Source organism: Acinetobacter sp. ASP199, from assembly GCF_022700675.1.
In the GTDB taxonomy this organism is placed as follows: Bacteria; Pseudomonadota; Gammaproteobacteria; order Pseudomonadales; family Moraxellaceae; genus Acinetobacter.
The window spans coordinates 281,847-302,059 of record NZ_CP062182.1 but is presented as its reverse complement, the minus strand read 5'-3'; the positions used below and the strand labels follow the sequence as shown (position 1 = coordinate 302,059).

Annotated in this window: 17 protein-coding genes; 14 read left to right on the top strand and 3 right to left on the bottom strand. The window is 42.9% G+C overall.

Annotated elements, in window-relative coordinates:
- Positions 1 to 85: 85 nt before the first annotated feature.
- The gene (locus IHE35_RS01445; protein ID WP_004890494.1) at positions 86 to 589 is read left to right on the top strand and encodes a hypothetical protein; all 504 of its coding nucleotides are present in this window, start codon (positions 86 to 88) and stop codon (positions 587 to 589) included.
- Between the two features lie 43 nt (positions 590 to 632).
- Here IHE35_RS01445 and IHE35_RS01440 read toward each other — a convergent pair whose 3' ends face one another.
- On the bottom strand, positions 633 to 2,051 hold the full coding sequence (locus IHE35_RS01440; RefSeq protein WP_242788712.1) for a phosphate--AMP phosphotransferase: 1,419 nt from the start codon (positions 2,049 to 2,051) through the stop codon (positions 633 to 635).
- A gap of 206 nt (positions 2,052 to 2,257) precedes the next feature.
- Between IHE35_RS01440 and IHE35_RS01435 the strand changes: the two genes are divergently transcribed.
- The 10 genes from IHE35_RS01435 to IHE35_RS01390 all read left to right on the top strand — a co-directional run bounded on the left by IHE35_RS01435 (position 2,258) and on the right by IHE35_RS01390 (position 12,722).
- The gene (locus IHE35_RS01435; RefSeq protein WP_242788711.1) at positions 2,258 to 2,962 is read left to right on the top strand and encodes a hypothetical protein; all 705 of its coding nucleotides are present in this window, start codon (positions 2,258 to 2,260) and stop codon (positions 2,960 to 2,962) included.
- A gap of 362 nt (positions 2,963 to 3,324) precedes the next feature.
- Complete coding sequence (locus tag IHE35_RS01430; protein WP_242788709.1) at positions 3,325 to 3,648, top strand: hypothetical protein; 324 nt, start codon at positions 3,325 to 3,327, stop codon at positions 3,646 to 3,648.
- Positions 3,649 to 4,131: 483 nt separating this feature from the next.
- A complete protein-coding gene (gene ubiE / locus IHE35_RS01425; protein ID WP_242788708.1) occupies positions 4,132 to 5,076 on the top strand; it encodes a bifunctional demethylmenaquinone methyltransferase/2-methoxy-6-polyprenyl-1,4-benzoquinol methylase UbiE in 945 nt (314 codons plus the stop codon).
- Positions 5,077 to 5,087: 11 nt separating this feature from the next.
- Complete coding sequence (locus IHE35_RS01420; protein WP_242788706.1) at positions 5,088 to 5,765, top strand: hypothetical protein; 678 nt, start codon at positions 5,088 to 5,090, stop codon at positions 5,763 to 5,765.
- A 12-nt stretch (positions 5,766 to 5,777) separates the two neighbouring features.
- On the top strand, positions 5,778 to 7,397 hold the full coding sequence (locus IHE35_RS01415) for an AarF/UbiB family protein (RefSeq protein ID WP_242788704.1): 1,620 nt from the start codon (positions 5,778 to 5,780) through the stop codon (positions 7,395 to 7,397).
- A gap of 125 nt (positions 7,398 to 7,522) precedes the next feature.
- A protein-coding gene (locus IHE35_RS01410; protein WP_242788702.1) for an IS5 family transposase occupies positions 7,523 to 8,345 on the top strand; the annotation gives its coding sequence in 2 pieces (ribosomal slippage) (positions 7,523 to 7,903 and positions 7,905 to 8,345; 822 coding nt in all).
- A 156-nt stretch (positions 8,346 to 8,501) separates the two neighbouring features.
- Positions 8,502 to 9,953 (top strand): hypothetical protein, encoded by a 1,452-nt coding sequence (locus tag IHE35_RS01405; RefSeq protein ID WP_242788700.1) that lies wholly within the window; start codon positions 8,502 to 8,504, stop codon positions 9,951 to 9,953.
- Positions 9,954 to 10,019: 66 nt separating this feature from the next.
- Positions 10,020 to 11,120, top strand: a complete 1,101-nt coding sequence (locus tag IHE35_RS01400; RefSeq protein WP_242788698.1) for a hypothetical protein — start codon at positions 10,020 to 10,022, stop codon at positions 11,118 to 11,120.
- 146 nt (positions 11,121 to 11,266) lie between these two features.
- A complete protein-coding gene (locus IHE35_RS01395) occupies positions 11,267 to 12,343 on the top strand; it encodes a patatin-like phospholipase family protein (protein WP_242788697.1) in 1,077 nt (358 codons plus the stop codon).
- 61 nt (positions 12,344 to 12,404) lie between these two features.
- On the top strand, positions 12,405 to 12,722 hold the full coding sequence (locus IHE35_RS01390; protein ID WP_242788695.1) for a hypothetical protein: 318 nt from the start codon (positions 12,405 to 12,407) through the stop codon (positions 12,720 to 12,722).
- 56 nt (positions 12,723 to 12,778) lie between these two features.
- Here the strand turns inward: IHE35_RS01390 and IHE35_RS01385 are convergent, their stop codons facing one another.
- Positions 12,779 to 15,133 carry a Tex family protein gene (locus tag IHE35_RS01385; RefSeq protein WP_242788693.1) on the bottom strand — a complete coding sequence of 785 codons (2,355 nt, stop codon included), beginning with the start codon at positions 15,131 to 15,133 and terminating at the stop codon, positions 12,779 to 12,781.
- Between the two features lie 326 nt (positions 15,134 to 15,459).
- Here IHE35_RS01385 and ompR point away from each other — a divergent pair, with 326 nt between their 5' ends.
- From ompR to IHE35_RS01370, 3 genes are all read left to right on the top strand, one after another.
- Complete coding sequence (gene ompR, locus IHE35_RS01380; protein WP_242788691.1) at positions 15,460 to 16,224, top strand: two-component system response regulator OmpR; 765 nt, start codon at positions 15,460 to 15,462, stop codon at positions 16,222 to 16,224.
- A gap of 240 nt (positions 16,225 to 16,464) precedes the next feature.
- Positions 16,465 to 17,925 carry an ATP-binding protein gene (locus tag IHE35_RS01375; RefSeq protein WP_242788685.1) on the top strand — a complete coding sequence of 487 codons (1,461 nt, stop codon included), beginning with the start codon at positions 16,465 to 16,467 and terminating at the stop codon, positions 17,923 to 17,925.
- A gap of 205 nt (positions 17,926 to 18,130) precedes the next feature.
- Positions 18,131 to 19,648 carry an acetyl-CoA hydrolase/transferase family protein gene (locus IHE35_RS01370; RefSeq protein WP_242788684.1) on the top strand — a complete coding sequence of 506 codons (1,518 nt, stop codon included), beginning with the start codon at positions 18,131 to 18,133 and terminating at the stop codon, positions 19,646 to 19,648.
- Between the two features lie 51 nt (positions 19,649 to 19,699).
- On the opposite strand, the gene IHE35_RS01365 is transcribed toward IHE35_RS01370, so the two are convergent.
- Positions 19,700 to 20,080: a hypothetical protein gene (locus IHE35_RS01365; RefSeq protein WP_242788683.1), complete on the bottom strand. Its 381-nt coding sequence runs from the start codon at positions 20,078 to 20,080 to the stop codon at positions 19,700 to 19,702.
- Between the last annotated feature and the right edge of the window lie 133 nt (positions 20,081 to 20,213).

The window sequence follows — 20,213 nt, the reverse complement described above, 5'->3', positions numbered from 1 at the left end:
CTTAAGTAGAAAAATTTCTTTTAAAAAAGCATCTTAAGGATACTTTTTTAGAAAAACAACAACAGGAATCTTTAGGTAATCGCCCATGAAATTAGACAAATTTCCCGATCAAATTGATCCAAGTTTAAATCTAGAACAGATCCGTGAAGAATGCCTGGAGCTGATTAAGAAGCGTGCCTATATGTCTGCAGGTGCGGCCGTGATTCCGGTACCGTTTCTTGATGTCTTGATTGACGTCGGCATCCTGTCACAGCTGATTCCTGAAATCAATGCCCGATTCGGCCTGGCACCAGAGCAGGTCAGCGTATTTGATCCAAAAACCAAACAGGTTCAATGGGATGAATTACGTAAACGCGGCGTACAATTTTCTGGTTTTGTAGTGGCACGTACGGCAGTAAAAAAATCTATCAATAATGTTGCCGCAAAATATATTACCAAGCAAGTGACCAAATTTATCCCGCTCGGTGGTCAGTTAATTGCGGCAAGTTTAGGCTACTTCGTAATGAAAAAAGTTGCCGAGGCACATGTGGAAGACTCTTATAAACTGGCTAAAAATATCCAGCAAAAACAGCAAGCTAAAACTGTATAATTTTGATTTAGAATCATCTTATTTAAAACGTAGCTTGGTCGTATTAACTTACGCCAAGCTGTTTCAGTATAGTCTTCAAGATTTGTAAACGTGCGCTATCCTTGTCATCGGTAGCAATCACATGCCACGGTGTCTGATCGGTACTGGTATGCTCAAACATATCGGCCGCTGCCTGCAAATAATCCTCCCAGCGTTCACGGTTACGCCAGTCTTCATCCGTGATCTTAAAACGTTTATGTGGCGTCTGTTCACGTGCCTTAAAACGTTCAGCCTGTTCGTCTTTGGAAATCGCCAGCCAGAATTTTATAATCACGGTTTGTGCCTCAATCAGGTCATTTTCAAACCGGTTAATTTCTGCATAAGCTGCCTGCCATTGTGCAGGGCTAATCAGTTCTTCAATCCGCTCTACCAGCACCCGTCCATACCAGGACCGGTCGAAAATCGTGATCTTGTCTTCAGGCTGTAACCTGGTCCAGAAACGCCACAGATAAGGACGACGCAATTCATATTTTTCCGGTGCACCAATGGTGTGAATTTCATATTCGCGTGGATCAAGCTTTTTCACCAGCCGCTTGATGGCCCCGCCCTTACCGGCTGCATCCATCCCCTCGAATACGATCACCACATTACGGTGATCCATGCGCATTGCGCTGGCCACCTTACGGGTCAGTTTTTTGAGTTCGCCCTTATAGGTATTCTGATCCACCGGCTCCCGCGAAGGCTGTAGCAAAGCCTCAGGAATAGACGCCGGGGACCATGTTTTACTCACTTTAGTAGGATGATCCGGACAGTGTTTCAAGGCCGCAAGAATAGTCTGGGCAAACTGCTGGTCACGCAGGGTTTCATCTTCACCATCAATGATGATCCAGTCATTGCTAAAGCGCTGACGCAAACGCTGAATCGCGTCATATTGCTTACGACTGCGCCAATCCAGACCGTGTAAACGATGCCAATGCATCTCACTTGGATCAATATCATCTAAACGCTTTTGCAGAGACTTCCAGGGCAGATCAAACCAGATCTTGATCACATCAACATGGTTATTTTTCAGATCCTGCTCAAAGGCACGCATCTGTTCGACATAATGATCAAACATGCTTTCATCCATAGGATTGGCCACATGCATGGCTGTGCTCAGCAAATCTGCATACCAATTACCAAACAGCACCATGATCTGCCCTTCAGCCGGAATAAAGCGTGCATAAGGCTGCCAGAAAGCCTGCCTTTCATTTAAAGGCCGAGGCTGATCTGCTTTCACCCGTAAATAACGCGGGTCAACCCATTCCCGTAATTGCTTAACAGCTTCTCCTTTGCCGGCCAGTTCTATTCCATTGACCAACACAACTAAACTTTTAGCATTCTTCTGTCCGCGTGTATCTTTCAGGGCATATTGCGCATCGATAAGCTGTACCGAGAGTTCATCTTCTGCAATCAGCTGAAATTGTTGCTGTTCTGTAGTCATAACCTGTTCTGTTTTTCTTGCTCTGAATGCAGTATAGACAGGCTTTTTACCCAATGAATAGCGATCGCTACGATTTTTAAACGATCTTTGTTGTGGATATTTTCAACACATTGACTGCAAATCCAGCGCAACTGGTCAATTTGTCATAGCGCGCCATCCTAACTCGTTCTAAGATTCCCGCATCCATAACCATATTTGAACTTCCCATGTCCAAACTTGCGGTTTTAGACGATCTTCTGGAACGTTATTATCAACTGAATTATCACAAGCAACCCGAACTGCAACAACGTTTGCAGGATGTACAGCTCTGGCAAAAAGAGCGTATGCAACGCACTCATGCCAAGCAGTTTGCAGAAAAGCAAAATGTGCTGATGTCAGAATATTTCCTGAACCGTCTCTATGGTGGACCAGACTTTGATGCGCTAGCAGAACAGATTGCCCGCTTGACGCGATATGCACATAAGGCAGAAAAGCTGATTCCGGATAATGCAATCAAGACTGGTACCCACGCAGTAGAACTGGCTATTCTTGCGGTACAGCTTGATGAGCAGGTGGCACAGCAGTTATTAGAAGATTATCATCCAGCCGAAGCACTGACTGATGAAATTATGCGTCTGACCTATTTAAAGCTGGATCAGGGCCAGGAGCGACTTAAACAGTTAGCCATGCTGGATCAGCTCGGTACGCATCTGGATAAATATATGCGGTCGTTCATTGTGCAGGCAGCATTTAAAATGTGTAAGGGCGCAGCAGAAAAATACCGTTTTGAAGTCATGTATGAGTTTATGCAGGATGGTTTCCTGGCGATGAAACCGCTGAAGTCCGCGGAAAAGTTTGTCCGTGAATTTACGGCCACTGAACGTAATATCATTGATCGCGTGCATGCTGGTGATCCACAGCCGTTCCGTTAATTCCTAACAGCTTAAAGAAGCTAAAAATACTCCCCTCAAGATAAGGCCAGCATCTGCTGACCTTATTCTTTCAATCTAGTCAGCCAGCCATTTTTTAAAATCGTAGTCGTCTCGTCGATACGAAAAAAGAAAAAAGAAAAAAATCAGGTCTCAATAAAATAGAAAAAATAATGGTTCCGGATTCGTCATCGGAGCAATCCATTGCTTATCGCCCCCAATAAAATTATAAAAATCACGCAAAACCTACATAAATTAATCTGTCTATGATCAACGTACTTGATTTGCTTACGTGTTATCTAAGTCTCCGTATATCTTGATTCTTTATAGATGTACTCATATCAACGAATATTAGGGAAAATGGAATGGGGTACAAACAATTATCTATTCGCGGCACTGTACAAATAAACCTGAAACCATCAATAAACAGTTATAAAATTGATGCCCAAGACACACAGATTACAAGCCATAAATCTTTGGATGTTTATGGTCAGGCAATGCTTATTCAGGATCTGAAATGTAAGTTAAAGATAGGCTATTTCCATATTGTGATTAGCACAGATAAACAACGGATTATCTCTGTTGAACGTGGGGATTATGCACTTGGCGATGGTCTTTATTATGAGCTGGATCAACTGTCTATTCGCTACGGTAAAAACCAGTTCATCCATAAGCTGGGCGACGCTTAAAAATTCTGGATACAAAATGAAAAACCCCGGCATCCTGCCGGGGTTTTCCGTATTGGTTCGCTTGGTATAACTCCTGTCCTACCTTACTTTCCTTGTATTTATCTATTTTTATTCTTAGATGGAACATCCTGTTCCTGATGAACTTATCATATGAAATTTCTACTGCTATAAAATAGTCGCTAAAAACCCGAATCTATGTAAGCTAAAACGTACAGGAAGTTAAATAAGTTTTGACTCGCCATTTAATGAAGCGATGGCGCACAGCATCAGCAGAAAGATATAAAAAGTCAGAAGGTATAGCTTGGCTTTTTGTCATCAATAAAGAGTAATTTTTCGGCTGAGATTTCAGCTAAAGACGCATTTTTCTGTATATTATTCATAACAATTGCATGCTGATTGCTGTATAACATCTTAGAATCTGTCATTATGCAGTCCATATACGCATGCAAGATTAACCCCATTGATATGTTAGGAGTGACTCCAATGTCGAATGAAAATACTACGCCTACCCCTACAGCTGAGTCGGCACAACAAACAGACAAAGTGAGCCCATTCTTAACTGCACCACTCCCACAAGGTGCGCCACAAGGTCAGCAACAGTCGCTAGAACAACGCCTGACTGATACACCTGTAACAGGTAGCGTACCGAAATATAATCTGCCACGTGGTGCGAATACCGGTAATGTCGGTCCAACCACTCACTTCGGCTATCAGACTGTCAGCAGTGAAGAAAAAGCGCAAAAAGTGGCAGAAGTATTCCATTCCGTAGCGAGTAAATACGACATCATGAATGACTTGATGTCTTTTGGTATTCACCGTCTATGGAAACGCTTTGCCATTAACATGTCAGGTGTACGTCGTGGTCAGCATGTACTGGATATCGCCGGTGGTACGGGTGACCTGGCAAAAGTATTTAGCCGTGAAGTCGGCCCAACCGGTCATGTGGTGTTATCTGATATCAACGAATCCATGCTGAATGTAGGTCGTGACCGTCTGATCGATGCTGGCTGTACCAATGTCGATTTTGTACTTGCCAATGCTGAAACTTTAGAGCCATTTGCAGATAACAGTTTCGATCTGTTGACCATTTCATTTGGTCTACGTAACGTCACCGATAAAGATGCCGCACTTGCTGCCATGTACCGTGTGCTTAAGCCAGGTGGCCGTCTGCTTGTTTTAGAATTTTCTAAACCAGTCTTTGAGCCATTCTCGAAACTGTATGACCTGTATTCGTTCACGGCATTGCCGATCATGGGTAAAATCATTGCCAATGATTCTGAAAGCTATAAATATCTGGCAGAATCAATTCGTATGCACCCAGACCAGCGTACCCTGAAAGGCATGATGGAAAATGCCGGCTTCCAGAACTGTGACTACCATAACCTGACGGGTGGTATTGTTGCCGTTCACCGTGGTTTTAAACTTTAAGGTTCCCATTCATGTGGTCAATTCTGGCACTTGGTGCCGTTGAACGTGTGATTCACCATTTCATTGATCTGGATGCGATTACCCGCATCCAGTTAAATGCATTGGCCGGCAAAATGCTACGTGTGGTGATTACCTCACCGCAGCTTTCTGTAGATGTATTCTTTGATGATGGCAAGGTTCGCCTAGAGCCGACAGCCACTGGGCATACTGAAACTGCTTCGATTTTTGAACAGCGTCCTTATGAAAGCAGTACTACGCAGATTTCCGAAGCCACTGCAACTTTGCAAGTCGATAATGTTATTGAACTGCTAAAACTGCTGGTTTCAGATGAAATAGGAAATATTCCGCTGCAAGGTGACTATAAGTTATTGCAGGAAATCCAGCGTATCATGCAGCAGGCTGAACCTGATCTGGCGGCCCATCTAAGCCCGTGGATCGGACCCACCCTTGCGCATGAAATTGGCAAACTGCAACTGGCACCCAAACATCTCAAGCGCAGTCTGCAAAGCGGCTTATTCTTTATGGAAGACACGCTCAAAGAAGACAGTGGTCTATTTGCTGCGCGTTGGCAAATGGATGATTTACAGCAAGATACGCGTATACTCAACCAAAATATTGATCGTGTAGAAGCCAAGATTCGTCAACTTCAGACACAGATTGAAAATCAACAAGATTCAACTCAGAACTAGGTACACCACTTTATGATTCCGCATGTTTCACGTTTACTCGAACTCTGGCGCATTGCCGCGCATTATCGACTCGATACGTTGTTTCCTGCGGAAGAACTCCCTGAAAAAGGCCGTCATGTCCTGTCCCTGATTCGTATGCATCCGGCTGCGTGGTCCAGCAGAGAGCGTAAAAACCCGCTCAAGCTCAAAGAAGCTTTAGAGGAAATGGGGCCACTGGCGATCAAGCTGGGGCAATTGCTTTCGACCCGTCGTGACCTGATTCCACCTGAAGTGCTGCAACAGCTGGTATTGCTGCAAGATCGTGTTAAGCCATTTGATAACGACATGGCCAAGATGCGCATTCAGGAATCTCTCAAAGCCGATGTAAATACCCTGTTCGCCCGTTTTGATGCTCAACCACTGGCTGCTGCTTCAATTGCACAGGTACATACCGCTGCCCTGCATGATGGTCGTGAAGTTGTAGTCAAAGTAACCCGTCCGAATATCCGTAATCAGATTTTGCAGGATTTTGAGATTCTCACCTGGTTAGGTGATTTTCTGGAAAAGCGTCTGGAAGCAGCACGTGCGCTACATTTGTCGGAAATCATTCAGGATTATCGTCAGATCATTCTGAATGAGCTGGACCTGACGCTGGAAGCGGATAATACCCGCCGGATGCGTCATTACTTCACCGGCTCTAGCATGATGTATGTGCCTGAAGTCTATATGGACAGTAAGGATGTACTGGTCGCAGAACGGATTACCGGTGTACCGATTTCAGATATTGCTACCTTTGATGAGCTGGGCATGGACCGTGCTGATCTGGCACGTAAAGGTCTGACCATTTTCTTTACCCAAGTATTCCGTGACAACTTCTTCCATGCCGACATGCATCCGGGCAATGTCTTTGTAGAGACCATCAATCCGGCCAATCCGCGCTTTATTGCGCTGGACTGCGCGATTATGGGTGAGCTGTCCAAGCATGACCAGATGACTGTAGCACGTATGCTATTGGCAGTCATGAACAGCGACTTTATGCAGTTGATTCAGATTGTACATCAGGCAGGCTGGATTCCACCAAGTACCGATCAGAATGCCCTGGCCCGCGAAATGCGCCGTACCGTAGGTCCAATGGTCTCTAAACCGATGCATGAGCTGGACTTTGCCGGTATTTTGATTCAGGTCATGGATATTGCCCGTCGTTTCCATCTGGAAATTCCACCGCAACTGATGCTGTTACTGAAAACCTTGGTGCATGTCGAAGGCCTAGGAACAGATCTTTATCCGGAACTGGATATCTGGAGTCTGGCTAAACCGATTCTGACGGACTGGATCAAGGCTCAGGTAAATCCACAAAAGAACCTCAAAGAACTGGGACAGAAAATCCCGGATCTGCTGTTAGGGGCGCAGGATTTACCCACCCTGATGATTGACAGCCTGAATGGTCTGAAAAACCAGTCAGCCTGGCACGCCAAACAGCTTAATGAACTGCAAAGCATGCGTCTGCAAATGGAACATCAACAGAAGCGTAGTTGGATGTTCGGCAGTTTAATGGCGATTTTACTGTCTATTGCCATTATTTCACCTTGGTTTGTTTCTATCCTGTTGATTACATTGGCAAGTATTTTAGCTGCATGGCGGATAATTAAATAATTAAATGTATTAGAATTAGTCCATTTTAAAATAGGCTTATTTTTGCTATGTTGGCCTATTTTTTGCTTCATTAATATATAAATTAGACCTCTTGCGAAAGTAAAAAATACCTCAATATAGATTTCATGAGATATGAGAAATTAAACCGTTTTTCAGATTCTGAATTTAAGCGCTTGGTTGGTGTACCTCGACCAGTTTTTACTGAAATGGTCGATGTTTTAAAAAAAGCAGAATCTCTTAAAAAGAAATCAGGTCGTCCTCATACTTTAGCTATAGAGGATCAATTGTTATTAACGCTCAATTACTTACGCAACTACAACACTCAACTAGAATTGGCGGCATACTACCATATCGCTGAAAGTAATGTGAATCGAACCATTAAAAAGGTTGAAGATGCTTTGATGAAATCGAGATGTTTTACTCTGCCAAAACGAAGTATTACCACAGCAGACGAACACTTTAACTGGGTCATTATTGATGCGACAGAATGTTCAATAGAACGCCCGAAAAAAAAACCAGAGTAAGTACTACAGTGGTAAAAAGAAGAAACATACACTAAAAACCCAAGTGATCTATCATCCGCAGAGCAAACAAATCATAGGGATCGATGTATCAAATGGCAGTCAGCATGATATTAAACTGGCAAGAAAAACGGTTAAGAAGTTTAAACATTGTGAATATGTTCTGACAGATTTAGGGTACTATGGATTAGAACAAGAGGGATTTAAGTTATTGATGCCAATCAAAAAAAAGAAGAATTTACCTTTATTTGATGTTGAGAAAAAGTACAATAAAATGCTTGGAAAAATACGAGTTGTGATCGAACACATCAATAGTCAATTGAAAACATTTAGAATATTAAGTGAACGCTATCGAAATAGACGGAAAAGATTCGGTTTACGCATTAACTTAATCGCTGCACTGATAAACCGAATTAACTTGCAATAACGACTTTCGCAAGAGGTCTATTATTTAATAGTTATTTTGTAAAAGAATATTTAATAGCTGTAGATTTAATTAATTATTTTACTTATTTTTTAAGCTATTATTTGATATAAGATAACGCACAACTCATAAACAAAGGTTTGGAAATTAGGGATTATTATGAATAATCGTATATTTAAATTAACAACATTAGCAATAGCAACTTCATTATTGGCAGCCTGTGGTGGAGGCGGCGGTGGTTCATCGAAGCCCGGTTTTAACTCCAAAGAAATTTCTGGTGTCGCTGTAGACTTTTATTTGGCGGGAGCAGATGTAGATTTCACTAATTCTAACTGTGAAGCGGCTTACCCAGATTTAAAAACAGATGAAAATGGTAAATTTACTTTTAATACTACACCAAATTGCCAGGAAACCGGTTTCATTATTACAGGTGGGATTGATACTGTTACCAAACTTCCATTTGCTGGTCAATTAAAAGTTAAAGAAATTAATTATCAAGCAGCATCAACTACTGAAATTGTTGCAAGTCCTCTAACTACTTTGCAAGCAGAACTTCCAGCAGCAGATTTTGAACAAGTTCTTACCAACTTAGGCTTTAGCCTGAATGAAGACGTAACCACATTTGATCCGGTTACTGATGGTTCTAATGAACAATTAGCAGCAGTATTTGTGTTACAACAAATTTTAACTCAACTTGAAGATTCTGGTTTAACCATTAATGAGGCAGTTCAAGCAGTGCAAGCAGCTGCAGAGGATACGCAGCTTCTTACTAACTCAGGCGTAGATTCTAATGCGGTCGCAGCCGTGTTCACCGCTGCTATAGCAGCTACAACCGACACCAATGTTCAACAAGCTTTAACTGCAAGTCAAACCAAGGTAGAAGCTGTTACTACCATTATCAATACTGCCCTCACTTCAACTGGCAGCACTGGTGATTTAGAAGATTATTTAACTGACAACTCTACCGTTATTGGTGAAATTCAGGATAACATTGCATCAGCTAGCTATAGTGGCTTGAACTTTGCTAATTACGATATTCAACAGATTATTGATTCTAAACCCGAGTCTCGTCTTTCAATCAATAAGAATTCTATCGACTCTCTAGCTAAAGTGAAATTTACTTTAAATAATTCAGTAATAGCTACAGATTCGATGAAATTAGGTTTCAAGGCAAATGCTGCAATTGGTCAAAATGGTCAGCTTGAAACTTTAACGGCTTACATTAGCGATGTAAAAGTTTCTTTTAATAATAGTACTACTATTAGTAATATTACTATTCCAGCAGGCGCGATCATTGAAATTGAAACAACTTTAGCGGACTCACCTAAGGGTACATTTGAAGTTGCACAGAATACTGAATTTACAGGTGATTCAATTTCTTTAGCAGATCTAGTGACTGTATTTCCAATATTAAGTAAACCTTATAATGACTATAAGGATTTGATTGCTGCAAGTAGCTCAATTAATGCTGATGTAACAGTATTTGTAGCTCCTACCCTGTATCCAGTATCTGCAGCTTTAGGATTAAATCTGGCCCCATTTGGCATTGAAAACAAATCTGAAACTGTCTTTAGTGGTATTAGCACTACAGGTTATTTCGTAACTCAATAATCAGAAATTAAAAAAGCCAGTGATTAATCACTGGCTTTTCTCTCACTTCTTATTCGGTAAATAAAGTTGAAAAATCAATCATTACTTTTTATTTTTGCAGCATTTACTATTTCTTATACTTATGCTGCACCCGATGATTTATTTTTACAAGCTACTCCTGCTAAAAATAAACTGACGACGAATGCCAGCTTAGATATAGTCAATGACACTGTGGACTTTTTGGACTTAAGAGAAAGTGAAGGTGTAAAAGGTGATTCAGGAGACTATCTTGGGGGACATATCAGTGCACAGTATCAACTTCATTCTGAGTGGGCTATAAATGCTGATTACTGGCGTCGAGAAATTGAGTTCGGAAAAGATACCAACAAGTTAAATTCCGGCGCCTTGGGCCTTACTTACTTTCCAGCAAGTCTATCTACAGATCGCTCTAATCTTGCTTTTAAATTGTCTTTTTGGGGCAACCAGGCGGATGAAGTCGCAAAAACCTCTCCAACTAATATAAATGGTCGTACAATTAATGAGGTAATGGTTTCTAATCCTCGTGATACCCAACTTCAGCTTGATACTATTTATACACATAAAATTGACTTCATGAACCAAGTGAATATATTTGGTTCTTTAGGTTATAGTAAAGTTAAAGTTGATGAACTGGATTTAATAGTTCACTTGACCGGGAATAACCGGGACTGTAAAGCCAATATTAATATTGACTCGAATAACAATTTAAGCGCAACACCAATAGGTCGATGTCTTATCGATGGTCTCATTGTGCGGGATATTGATATCGGGAACTATGCTGACCAATTTGATCTCGATGTTAAAAAAGACCTCAATTACGACAGTTACTATACTTCTCTAGGTGGCTCATGGAACTGGCGTTATCGCCAATTTGAAAGCCAGCTCGCTTATCAATACCAACGTTTATGGCGCAAGGATATTGATGACCGAATCAGCAAGTTTGGAAACTCACCGATCAAGGACAACCATACTTTTGGTGCCAAATTCAGTTATGACTTTACACCTAAGTTGACCGGTTATTTACAGGGTCAAATTTTTCAAAATAATTTAATTGGTTATGTACCTTTCCTCTATAACGGTGTCACTGCATCTCGTTTAGATAAGCGCTATGGACTAGCATCCATCGGTATTCAATACCACGGTTTCTAGTTCAACCAAGCCTGATTCGTTCAGGCTTTTTTTTATTTGCTAAATAGCATATGACTCTAAAGTCACCTTCGGGCACATCTTGCCATTGGGTCTTGTAAGCAGAGGCTTAAAATAAGCCTCACTGATCGAATATGGGTTGAACCTCTATGCAGATTTTACAAAAACATGCGCCTGCCCTGAAAATCCGGGCGGGGCATCAGGCACGTGAGCTGATTCTGAAAGACGGTTTACAACCCGAACAGGTCGATATTGTGCCAGGCGCTGCAGGCGGCCCCAAAGGCATCGGGATCCAGGGACTGGATCAGGCAATTTTTGGCGAGTTTTTCCCCCGTGCCCCTCAGCGTAGAACGCTAGTCGGTTCATCCATTGGCAGCTGGCGTTTTGCCAGTGTCGCGGCCTGGGGAGCCAAAGCAGGCACTGAACGTCTTGCCGACTTGTATACCCATTTATACTTTCACAAGAAGATGACCCGTCAGGACGTCAGCGAAGTTTGCCGTGGCATGCTGCTAGATCTGGTCAAGGGCAAGGAAACCGATCTGGTCAATCATCCCGACTACCATCTGACGGTCTTGTCGATCAAGGCCCAGCACATTTTCCAAAGTGATAAAGCTTTACCATTACTGGCTTCTGTAGCGGGAATTGTCGGAACTACAGCAGTAGCGCGCAAACATAGCCGGCATTTCATGCAACGGGTCATCAGCCAGCCGAATATCGGTGAACAGTTTAAAATTGCCGATGATGGCTTTACTACGCATTACCATGCCCTGACCGAACAGAGTGTGTTGTCCTGGTTGATGGCTTCTGCCTCCATTCCGGGTGTAATGGCAGCGGTGAATAACATCCCGGATGCACCGCAGGGCTATTACCGTGATGGTGGCCTGATAGACTATCACATAGACCTGCCCTTCCAGAGCAAAGGGATTGTGCTCTATCCGCATTTTACCGACAGCATCACACCCGGCTGGTTCGATAAACTGTTTAAACGCACGGCAAGCCCAGAAAATCAGGCACGAACTTTGCTAATTTCACCCTCTCAGGAATATCTGCAAAGTTTGCCTTTGGGTCGTTTACCGGATCGTAAGGACTTCACTTTGAAAGGTTTGGATCAAGCCCAGCGGATTCAGCTCTGGAAGCAATGTATTGCTGAAAGTCAGCGCCTGGGAGATGAATTTCTGGAACTCGTTGAGAAGCAGAATTTTGCCGATGTGATGCAAAGCTTGTAATGGGCGCAGACTGTCCGAATTGTTTGTATAATTGCCTTAATTTTTTGAACTGTTGAGATTTATGCAGAAATTTTTAGTGATCCTGCAATATGCATGTATAGCCTTTGGACTTTATCTGATTTATAGCGTTAGCATGTCGCTGTATACCCAGCAATTTGAGCTGATGGAATTGGTGGCTGATATTGGCACCATCCTGATCTGTATCGATCTGGGCGTGTTTTTATTTACCAGTCGAGGTAAGCAAGGCATCACCATGGAAGAGTATGCAAAGCAGCTGGAACAGCCACCATCGAAACTGGTTTATGTGACACGAAAACTGGGGCATCTGGGTATTTTGCTGATCATCACTAGCTGGATTGTTCCGATGATTAATTCATAAAAATCAGACATAAAAAAACCTCCCATTTGGGAGGTTTTTTTATTAGTAATTAACGATTATTTAGAACCTTTAATTCCTGCTTGCAATAACAATGCACCCAAACCACCAATTTTTTGCTCTTGTGGCTTAGCTGCTTGCGGTTTCTTACCATGCGGGCGATCACCTTGCGGACGTGCTTGCTGTGGACGTTTGCCTTGAGGCTTACGTTCACCACGTGGCTCATTGTTTTCGCGACGTGGCTGACGTGGTGCTTTCGCAGGTGCTGCAGAACCTTCAGGACGCATCGATAAGTTCACACGGTTACGTTCAGCATCGACATTCAAAACACGCACTTGCACGATTTGACCCGGTTTCACCACTTTATGCGGATCAGCGACAAATTCATTGGCAAGTTCAGAAATATGTACCAAACCGTCTTGATGTACACCAACATCGACAAAAGCACCAAAGTTAGTCACGTTGGTAACTACACCTTCCAGTTGCATGCCTTCAGTCAATTGCGCAACTTCTGTAATATCATCACGGAACTTCGCAGTACGGAATTCTGGACGCGGATCACGGCCCGGTTTTTCCAGTTCTGCCAATACGTCTTGAATCGTCGGCAGACCGAATTGCTCATTAGCAAACTCTTCAGGATTTACCTGGCGAATGATTTCAGTATTGCCAATAATGTCTTTTACCGTTGTTGCTTTCGCTTCAACAATTTTAGACACAAGCGCATATGATTCAGGGTGTACTGCAGAAGCGTCCAGTGGCTCAGAGCCATCTAGAATACGCAAGAAGCCCGCAGCCTGCTCAAAAGTACGCTCGCCTAAACGTGGCACTTTCTTCAAAGACTGACGGTTATCAAAACGGCCATTTTCCTTACGGAAATCTACGATCTGCTGTGCAATCGATTTATTCAGACCGGCGATATAACCCAAGATCGCAGCAGATGCAGTATTGACATCAACACCCACCGAGTTCACGCAGTCTTCTACCACTGCTTCAAGGGTTTTCGCCAGACCAGTCTGGTTCACGTCATGTTGATACTGACCTACACCAATCGATTTAGGATCGATTTTTACCAGTTCAGCCAATGGATCTTGTAAACGGCGTGCAATCGATACTGCACCACGAATCGACACGTCCAGCTCTGGAAGTTCTTGAGAGGCTAATTCAGAAGCAGAATAAACCGAAGCACCGGCTTCAGACACAGAAACGCGAGTGAGTTTCAGATCGCTGTTCGCTGCCATCATTTCAGCCACAAGCGCCTCTGTTTCACGACTTGCAGTACCATTACCAATCGCAATCAGGTCGACATTGAACTCGCGGCATAAACGTGCCAGCTCGGCCAGTGAACCTTCTTTATCATCTTTTGGTGCAAACGGATAAATCGTGCTATGCGCCAGTACATCACCAGACTCATTCACCACAGCCAGTTTCACACCAGTACGGATACCAGGGTCTACACCCAGTGTCGTACGCGCCCCTGCAGGTGCAGAAAGCAGCAAATGACGCAGGTTTTCAGCAAAGACCTGCATCGCTTCTGTTTCAGCAGCCAGACGTTTTTCTGTCAGCAATGAATGTTCAATCGTTGGACGAACTTTACCCAGCCAGAACAGCTTTGCAGTTTGCTTCAGGAAATCCTGACGTGCCTGTGGCTGAATAGTTTCTAAATTATATTCAGTCTCGATACGCGCCAGTGGTGCATCATCTTCACCATCGACTTTTAAACCCAATACGTTTTCTTGACGGCCACGTAACATCGCCAACAGACGATGCGAAGGCACTTTGTTCAGGTTTTCAGAGAAATCGAAGTAATCACGGAACTTTTTGCCAACTTCTTTTTTCTCATCAGAGGCAACTAAACTTTTTAAAATGGCAGTTTTTGCAAATGTCGCCTTCAGCTCAGTCGTCAGCGCAATATTCTGTGCCCAGTCATCAATCAGAATGTGCTGGATCGCATCGAGCTGGCTTTCTTGATCTGGATAATCTTCATGATTAAAGCCCGCTAAAGCTTCTGCTGGATCAACGGCTTCATTAAAGATTTTTTCGGCAATCGGGCCTAAACCAGCCTCTTTAGCCTTGAATGATTTACTGGTACGTTTTGGACGGTACGGCGCGTAAATTTCTTCTAATGCATTTTTGGTTTCAGCGGCATTCACACGCACCAATAAATCATCAGATAATTTATCTTGTTCTTTGAGTGATTCAATCACCTTTTCACGGCGCTCATACAAATCACGCAAGTATGATAAACGCGTATCGAGCTGGCGTAGTTGCGTATCGTCTAAGCCCTGCGTTACTTCTTTACGGTAACGTGCAATAAATGGAACACTGGCACCTTCATCAATAAGTTTGATGGCAGCTTCTACTTGAGTTGGACGTACGGCAAGTTCTTTTGCCAACTGCTGAACTAAGTCAGTCATCGTGTTTGATCCCACAAGGATAAGTACTAAATGGCATGATTATAAAGACCAGACCTATAAAATCCACAATTGTTTTTATTAATTTATCTTCAGGAATTATGACAGTGTTCTTCAATATTTGAAGAATGGCGTTTAGATCCAAGTCATGACCCTCTCATATTTGCGAAACTTTTATCATTTACCTGTATATATTTGGTATCCATCCCTTGATTTTAACTGCAATTTTTGTTGCTTTAGAGCATAGTCAATCGCTATAAATGAATCGTATACTCAAGACATCTATTAGTTTTTGTTTAAGACGACAATAAAGAATAAAGGAGCACCTTATGAGTTTAGTTGTACCCGCTGAAAAACCCGATGCAGTACATACCGAAACCGATCGGGTAGAACGCATTCTGGTTGTCGATGACGATGTCCGTTTACGTACCTTGCTGCAACGCTTTTTAGAAGATAAGGGCTTTGTGGTCAAGACTGCGCATGACGCCACTCAGATGGACCGACTGCTGCAGCGAGAACTGTTTTCTCTGATCGTGCTCGACTTTATGCTCCCTGTTGAGGATGGTCTGAGTATCTGTCGTCGTTTACGCCAGTCCAATATCGATACACCCATCATTATGCTGACAGCACGTGGTAGCGACTCGGACCGTATCGCAGGACTTGAAGCCGGTGCGGATGACTATCTGCCTAAACCATTTAATCCAAATGAGTTATTAGCACGTATCCGCGCCATCTTACGTCGCCAAGTTCGTGAAGTACCAGGTGCGCCAAGCCAGCAAATGGAAGTGGTCAGCTTTGGTCCATGGTCACTTGATCTTTCTACTCGCACCTTAACGCGTGAAGGTCAGGTGGTCACCCTGACAACGGGTGAATTTGCCGTACTGAAAGCTTTAGTACAGCATCCACGTGAGCCATTAACACGTGACAAGCTCATGAATCTGGCACGTGGTCGTGAATGGGGCGCAATGGAACGCTCGATTGATGTTCAAGTGTCTCGCCTGCGTCGTCTGGTAGAAGAAAACCCGGCGCGTGCCCGTTATATCCAGACCGTATGGGGCGTAGGTTATGTCTTTGTTCCAGATGGTGCTGAATAAAAGAAAAGATTCAAGGATAAGGATCACTTCGATTCATTGTCCCTAAACGCCATTCGCTGCTGTCTGAGTCAAACCTGCATTACCGGTTTGCATGGAAATTTGCGAGTTCAGCGAATGGCAAAGTTTTTGGTTACTTTTTTAAAAAAGTAACATAACGAACTCCTTTCATCGAAGGTACACGCAGTAAGACTCCGCCAAGAAAAATACTGCTCACTTCAAATGCGCCTACAGGATGCTGGTGTGAAACTCGACCCCATCGACCCACAAGAATTTACCGATTTTGTCCGCTACTCAGAGAAAAAGCGTACCCGCATGGAACGTTTTCTCGACAAAATCAAACCACGTTCTGCTGCGATGCGAACCGCGGTACTTGTGGTCTTTGTGGTCCTGTTCAGCCTGGTTATGTCGATCTGGTTTTTCTGGCGAACGCTTTATTTGCCAGAAATTCAGCAACACGCGCGTTATCTTGCCGTAGAACTTGAGATTCTAAATAATCCAGACCTGCGCATGTTTCACCATGACCAGGAAGTCGATATTGATACCTATCTAAAAAACCGTATCGGGATTGAGTACATTACCGACCCTAAACAATATCCCAATATTCGTGAAAAGGTGATTGCCGAATTTTTTACCAGCAAAATTGAGGAAAAGCTGGCGAAAGAACTTCGCATAGATCGGGCAACAGTGTATTTCCAGTTTAAGCCTAGTCCACAGATCTGGATTCAAACGCCTGAAATGAATGGTCATTGGGTTCGTGAACCCTTAAAAACGTATGCCAATTACAGTCCTGAACTGATCTTTGCCTGGTTACTCGGTACGCCACTGATTGCGGGCATTATTATTTTGACTTTAGTCCGTCAGCTGAATCGTCCTCTTCGCCGCTTACAGGAAGCTGCAAACAGCTATAGCGAAACTGGTTCTGCACCCTACTTAGATACCAATCATGGTCCGCTTGAAATCCGTCAAGTGAACCATGCCTTTAATCATATGATTTATACCCTAGAACAGACCGAGCGTGAACGCCGGATTATGCTTGCGGGTATTTCCCATGATTTACGAACGCCTCTGACCCGCATCCGTCTGAGTGCCGAGATGATGCCAGATGAGGATTTCCTCAAAGAAGGTCTGATTTATGATGTCGAGGATATGGATGCCATCCTGAATCAGTTTATTTCCTTCATGCGGGATGGTTCCGATGAGGAGCCACAAGAAACCAATGTCAATGCGCTACTCCAGGAACTGGTTACCCAGTTTAAGCCTCTGGATATTCGTTTTACACCTCAGGAATTACCACTGATTCAAGCCCGTAGTATGTCGCTTAAACGATTGATTGGTAACTTGATCAATAACTCAAAACGCTATGGTGCAGAGCCAGTTGAACTCTCTGCCCAGATTGAACAGGATCAGTTATTCATTAAAGTTGCCGATCATGGTGAAGGCATTCCAGAGGATCAAATTGAAGATCTCATGCAGCCTTTTGTACGAGGTAATTCCGCTCGTACTGTTCAGGGTAGCGGCTTGGGACTCGCCATTGTAAAACGGATTGTCGATATTCATGCTGGTGAACTATACATTCATAATCGACCTGAAGGAGGATTGGAAGCCATGATTTCCCTACCAATTCATCATGCAGAACCGGAACAAACTGCACCCCCGACCACTCTAGACAAAATCCGACAAACTATTACGGGTCACTTTTAAGAATAGATTAATATTTAAACATTTAATTTTTAGGATTTAATTCCTTATTTATATGAATTATATATTATTCAATAGCTTAAAAATCATCATATATTTTTATACCACTATTTGGATAAAAAATTAGACCTTAGCCTAACACCTATGCAAAATACTTTTTTTGATCGGTACAATCCGTATCAGTATTCAGGAATTTAAGAGAGTTCAAATGTCTTTAGACCGTATCCGTTTAGCATCCCTACACAATAAGGTAATGAGCGCAGAACAGGCCGCTCAGTTCATCGAAGATGGCATGACTGTAGGTATGAGTGGCTTCACTCGTGCAGGTGAAGCAAAAGCGGTCCCACTGGCTCTGGTACAGCAGGCAAAAGCGAACCCATTAAAGATTACTCTAATTACTGGTGCTTCTCTAGGGAATGACCTGGACAAGCAATTAACAGAAGCTGGTGTATTGGCACGTCGTTTGCCATTCCAGGTGGACAGCACCCTGCGTAAAGCAATCAACAAGGGTGAAGTCATGTTCATCGATCAGCATTTGTCTGAAACTGTTGAACAGATGCGTAACCAGCAGCTGAAAAAACCAGATGTAGCAGTGATTGAAGCTGTTGCGATTACTGAAGACGGCGGCATTATTCCTACAACTTCAGTTGGTAACTCTGCAAGCTTTGCAATTTTTGCAGAAAAAGTGATTGTAGAAATCAATACCAACTTAAGCCCAGCTTTTGAAGGCTTACACGACATCTATATCCCGACTTATCGTCCAACACGTCAAGCGATTCCATTGACTAAAGTGGATGAGCGTATCGGTACACATGCCATCAACATCGATCCAGCGAAAATTGTTGGTATCGTATTTAATGGTGAATACCACGATTCTCCATCTACAGTAACAGCTCCGGATGATGAGACTCAATCTATTGCCAACCACCTGATTGCTTTCTTCGAAAAAGAAGTAGCAGCAGAACGTTTACCGAAAAACTTAGGCCCACTTCAGGCAGGTATCGGTTCGATTGCAAATGCCGTATTGACTGGTCTGAAAGAATCTAATTTTGAAGACCTGATCATGTACTCAGAAGTACTGCAAGACTGTACTTTTGAATTGATCGATGCAGGCAAAATGAAATTTGCTTCTGGTTCATCAATTACGCTTTCTGCGAAATATGGCGAGAAAGTATTTAATAATCTTGAGCAATACAAAGACAAACTTGTATTACGTCCACAAGAAATCTCTAACCATCCTGAACTGGTCCGTCGTTTAGGTATCATCGGTATCAACACTGCGCTTGAGTTTGATATCTACGGTAACGTGAACTCTACTCACGTATGTGGTAGCAAAATGATGAACGGTATTGGTGGTTCAGGTGACTTCGCACGTAATGCGCACATTGCGATCTTCGTAACCAAGTCAATTGCTAAAGGCGGCGACATCTCATCTGTCGTTCCAATGGCATCTCACGTTGACCATACTGGCCATGACGTAGACGTTCTTGTAACTGAACAAGGTCTAGCTGACCTTCGTGGTTTAGCACCGCGTGAGCGTGCTCGTGCCATCATCGACAACTGTGTACACCCAATGTACAAAGATGCATTAAATGACTACTTTGATCGTGCATGTGTACGCGGCGGTCAGACACCTCACCTTCTAAATGAAGCGTTAAGCTGGCATGCAAACTTTGAAGAAACTGGTTCGATGTTAGCCTCTGCAAAAGAAGCTAAATCTGCATAATTGAACTTATAAAAAAACGCCCTTCGGGGCGTTTTTTTTTATGATGATCTATTAATGAAATTTGATTTGCTCAGTCAAAGAATTTCCCAGATCTGATAGTCCGTTAATACTTAAAGAGCATTCAATCACCTTGATTGAAACCAGATCCTGTTGAATCTGTAGGCTAAGTTGTCCTTTTTCATTAAGCTGAAATACACTATTAAATAATTTCAAACTCTCTTGATTATTCTGTGCAGCCACTGGAAAACTCTGCGGAGTCATCCTTTGCATCCTATCAGCCCGATATAAATCTGCTTTTGTTTGAAATGAACGATCCTGTCCTGACACCAGCGCAAGCAAATCATCATCCAAATGTTCAAAACCAGATGAATCAAAAAAACTTGCAATTGCTGGAGGCTGAGTCCCTGCCATTAATATAGTGAATGTAAGCATACAAGCCCTATTCATAGCACTGCCTCCCAAATTTTCGTACTATCAAAATAGCATTTTTATTTATAATAATATCAACCTCTTATCATTATTTTATGAAGCATTTTCAACACATATATCATATTCATTGAACTAT

Bases quoted from the DNA above. Each gene is read 5' to 3' on its own strand.
- IHE35_RS01445 (WP_004890494.1), top strand. From the start codon at position 86: ATGAAATTAGACAAATTTCCCGATCAAATTGATCCAAGTTTAAATCTA.
- IHE35_RS01440 (WP_242788712.1), bottom strand. From the start codon at position 2,051: ATGACTACAGAACAGCAACAATTTCAGCTGATTGCAGAAGATGAACTC.
- IHE35_RS01435 (WP_242788711.1), top strand. From the start codon at position 2,258: ATGTCCAAACTTGCGGTTTTAGACGATCTTCTGGAACGTTATTATCAA.
- IHE35_RS01430 (WP_242788709.1), top strand. From the start codon at position 3,325: ATGGGGTACAAACAATTATCTATTCGCGGCACTGTACAAATAAACCTG.
- ubiE (WP_242788708.1), top strand. From the start codon at position 4,132: ATGTCGAATGAAAATACTACGCCTACCCCTACAGCTGAGTCGGCACAA.
- IHE35_RS01420 (WP_242788706.1), top strand. From the start codon at position 5,088: ATGTGGTCAATTCTGGCACTTGGTGCCGTTGAACGTGTGATTCACCAT.
- IHE35_RS01415 (WP_242788704.1), top strand. From the start codon at position 5,778: ATGATTCCGCATGTTTCACGTTTACTCGAACTCTGGCGCATTGCCGCG.
- IHE35_RS01405 (WP_242788700.1), top strand. From the start codon at position 8,502: ATGAATAATCGTATATTTAAATTAACAACATTAGCAATAGCAACTTCA.
- IHE35_RS01395 (WP_242788697.1), top strand. From the start codon at position 11,267: ATGCAGATTTTACAAAAACATGCGCCTGCCCTGAAAATCCGGGCGGGG.
- IHE35_RS01390 (WP_242788695.1), top strand. From the start codon at position 12,405: ATGCAGAAATTTTTAGTGATCCTGCAATATGCATGTATAGCCTTTGGA.
- IHE35_RS01385 (WP_242788693.1), bottom strand. From the start codon at position 15,133: ATGACTGACTTAGTTCAGCAGTTGGCAAAAGAACTTGCCGTACGTCCA.
- ompR (WP_242788691.1), top strand. From the start codon at position 15,460: ATGAGTTTAGTTGTACCCGCTGAAAAACCCGATGCAGTACATACCGAA.
- IHE35_RS01370 (WP_242788684.1), top strand. From the start codon at position 18,131: ATGTCTTTAGACCGTATCCGTTTAGCATCCCTACACAATAAGGTAATG.
- IHE35_RS01365 (WP_242788683.1), bottom strand. From the start codon at position 20,080: ATGCTTACATTCACTATATTAATGGCAGGGACTCAGCCTCCAGCAATT.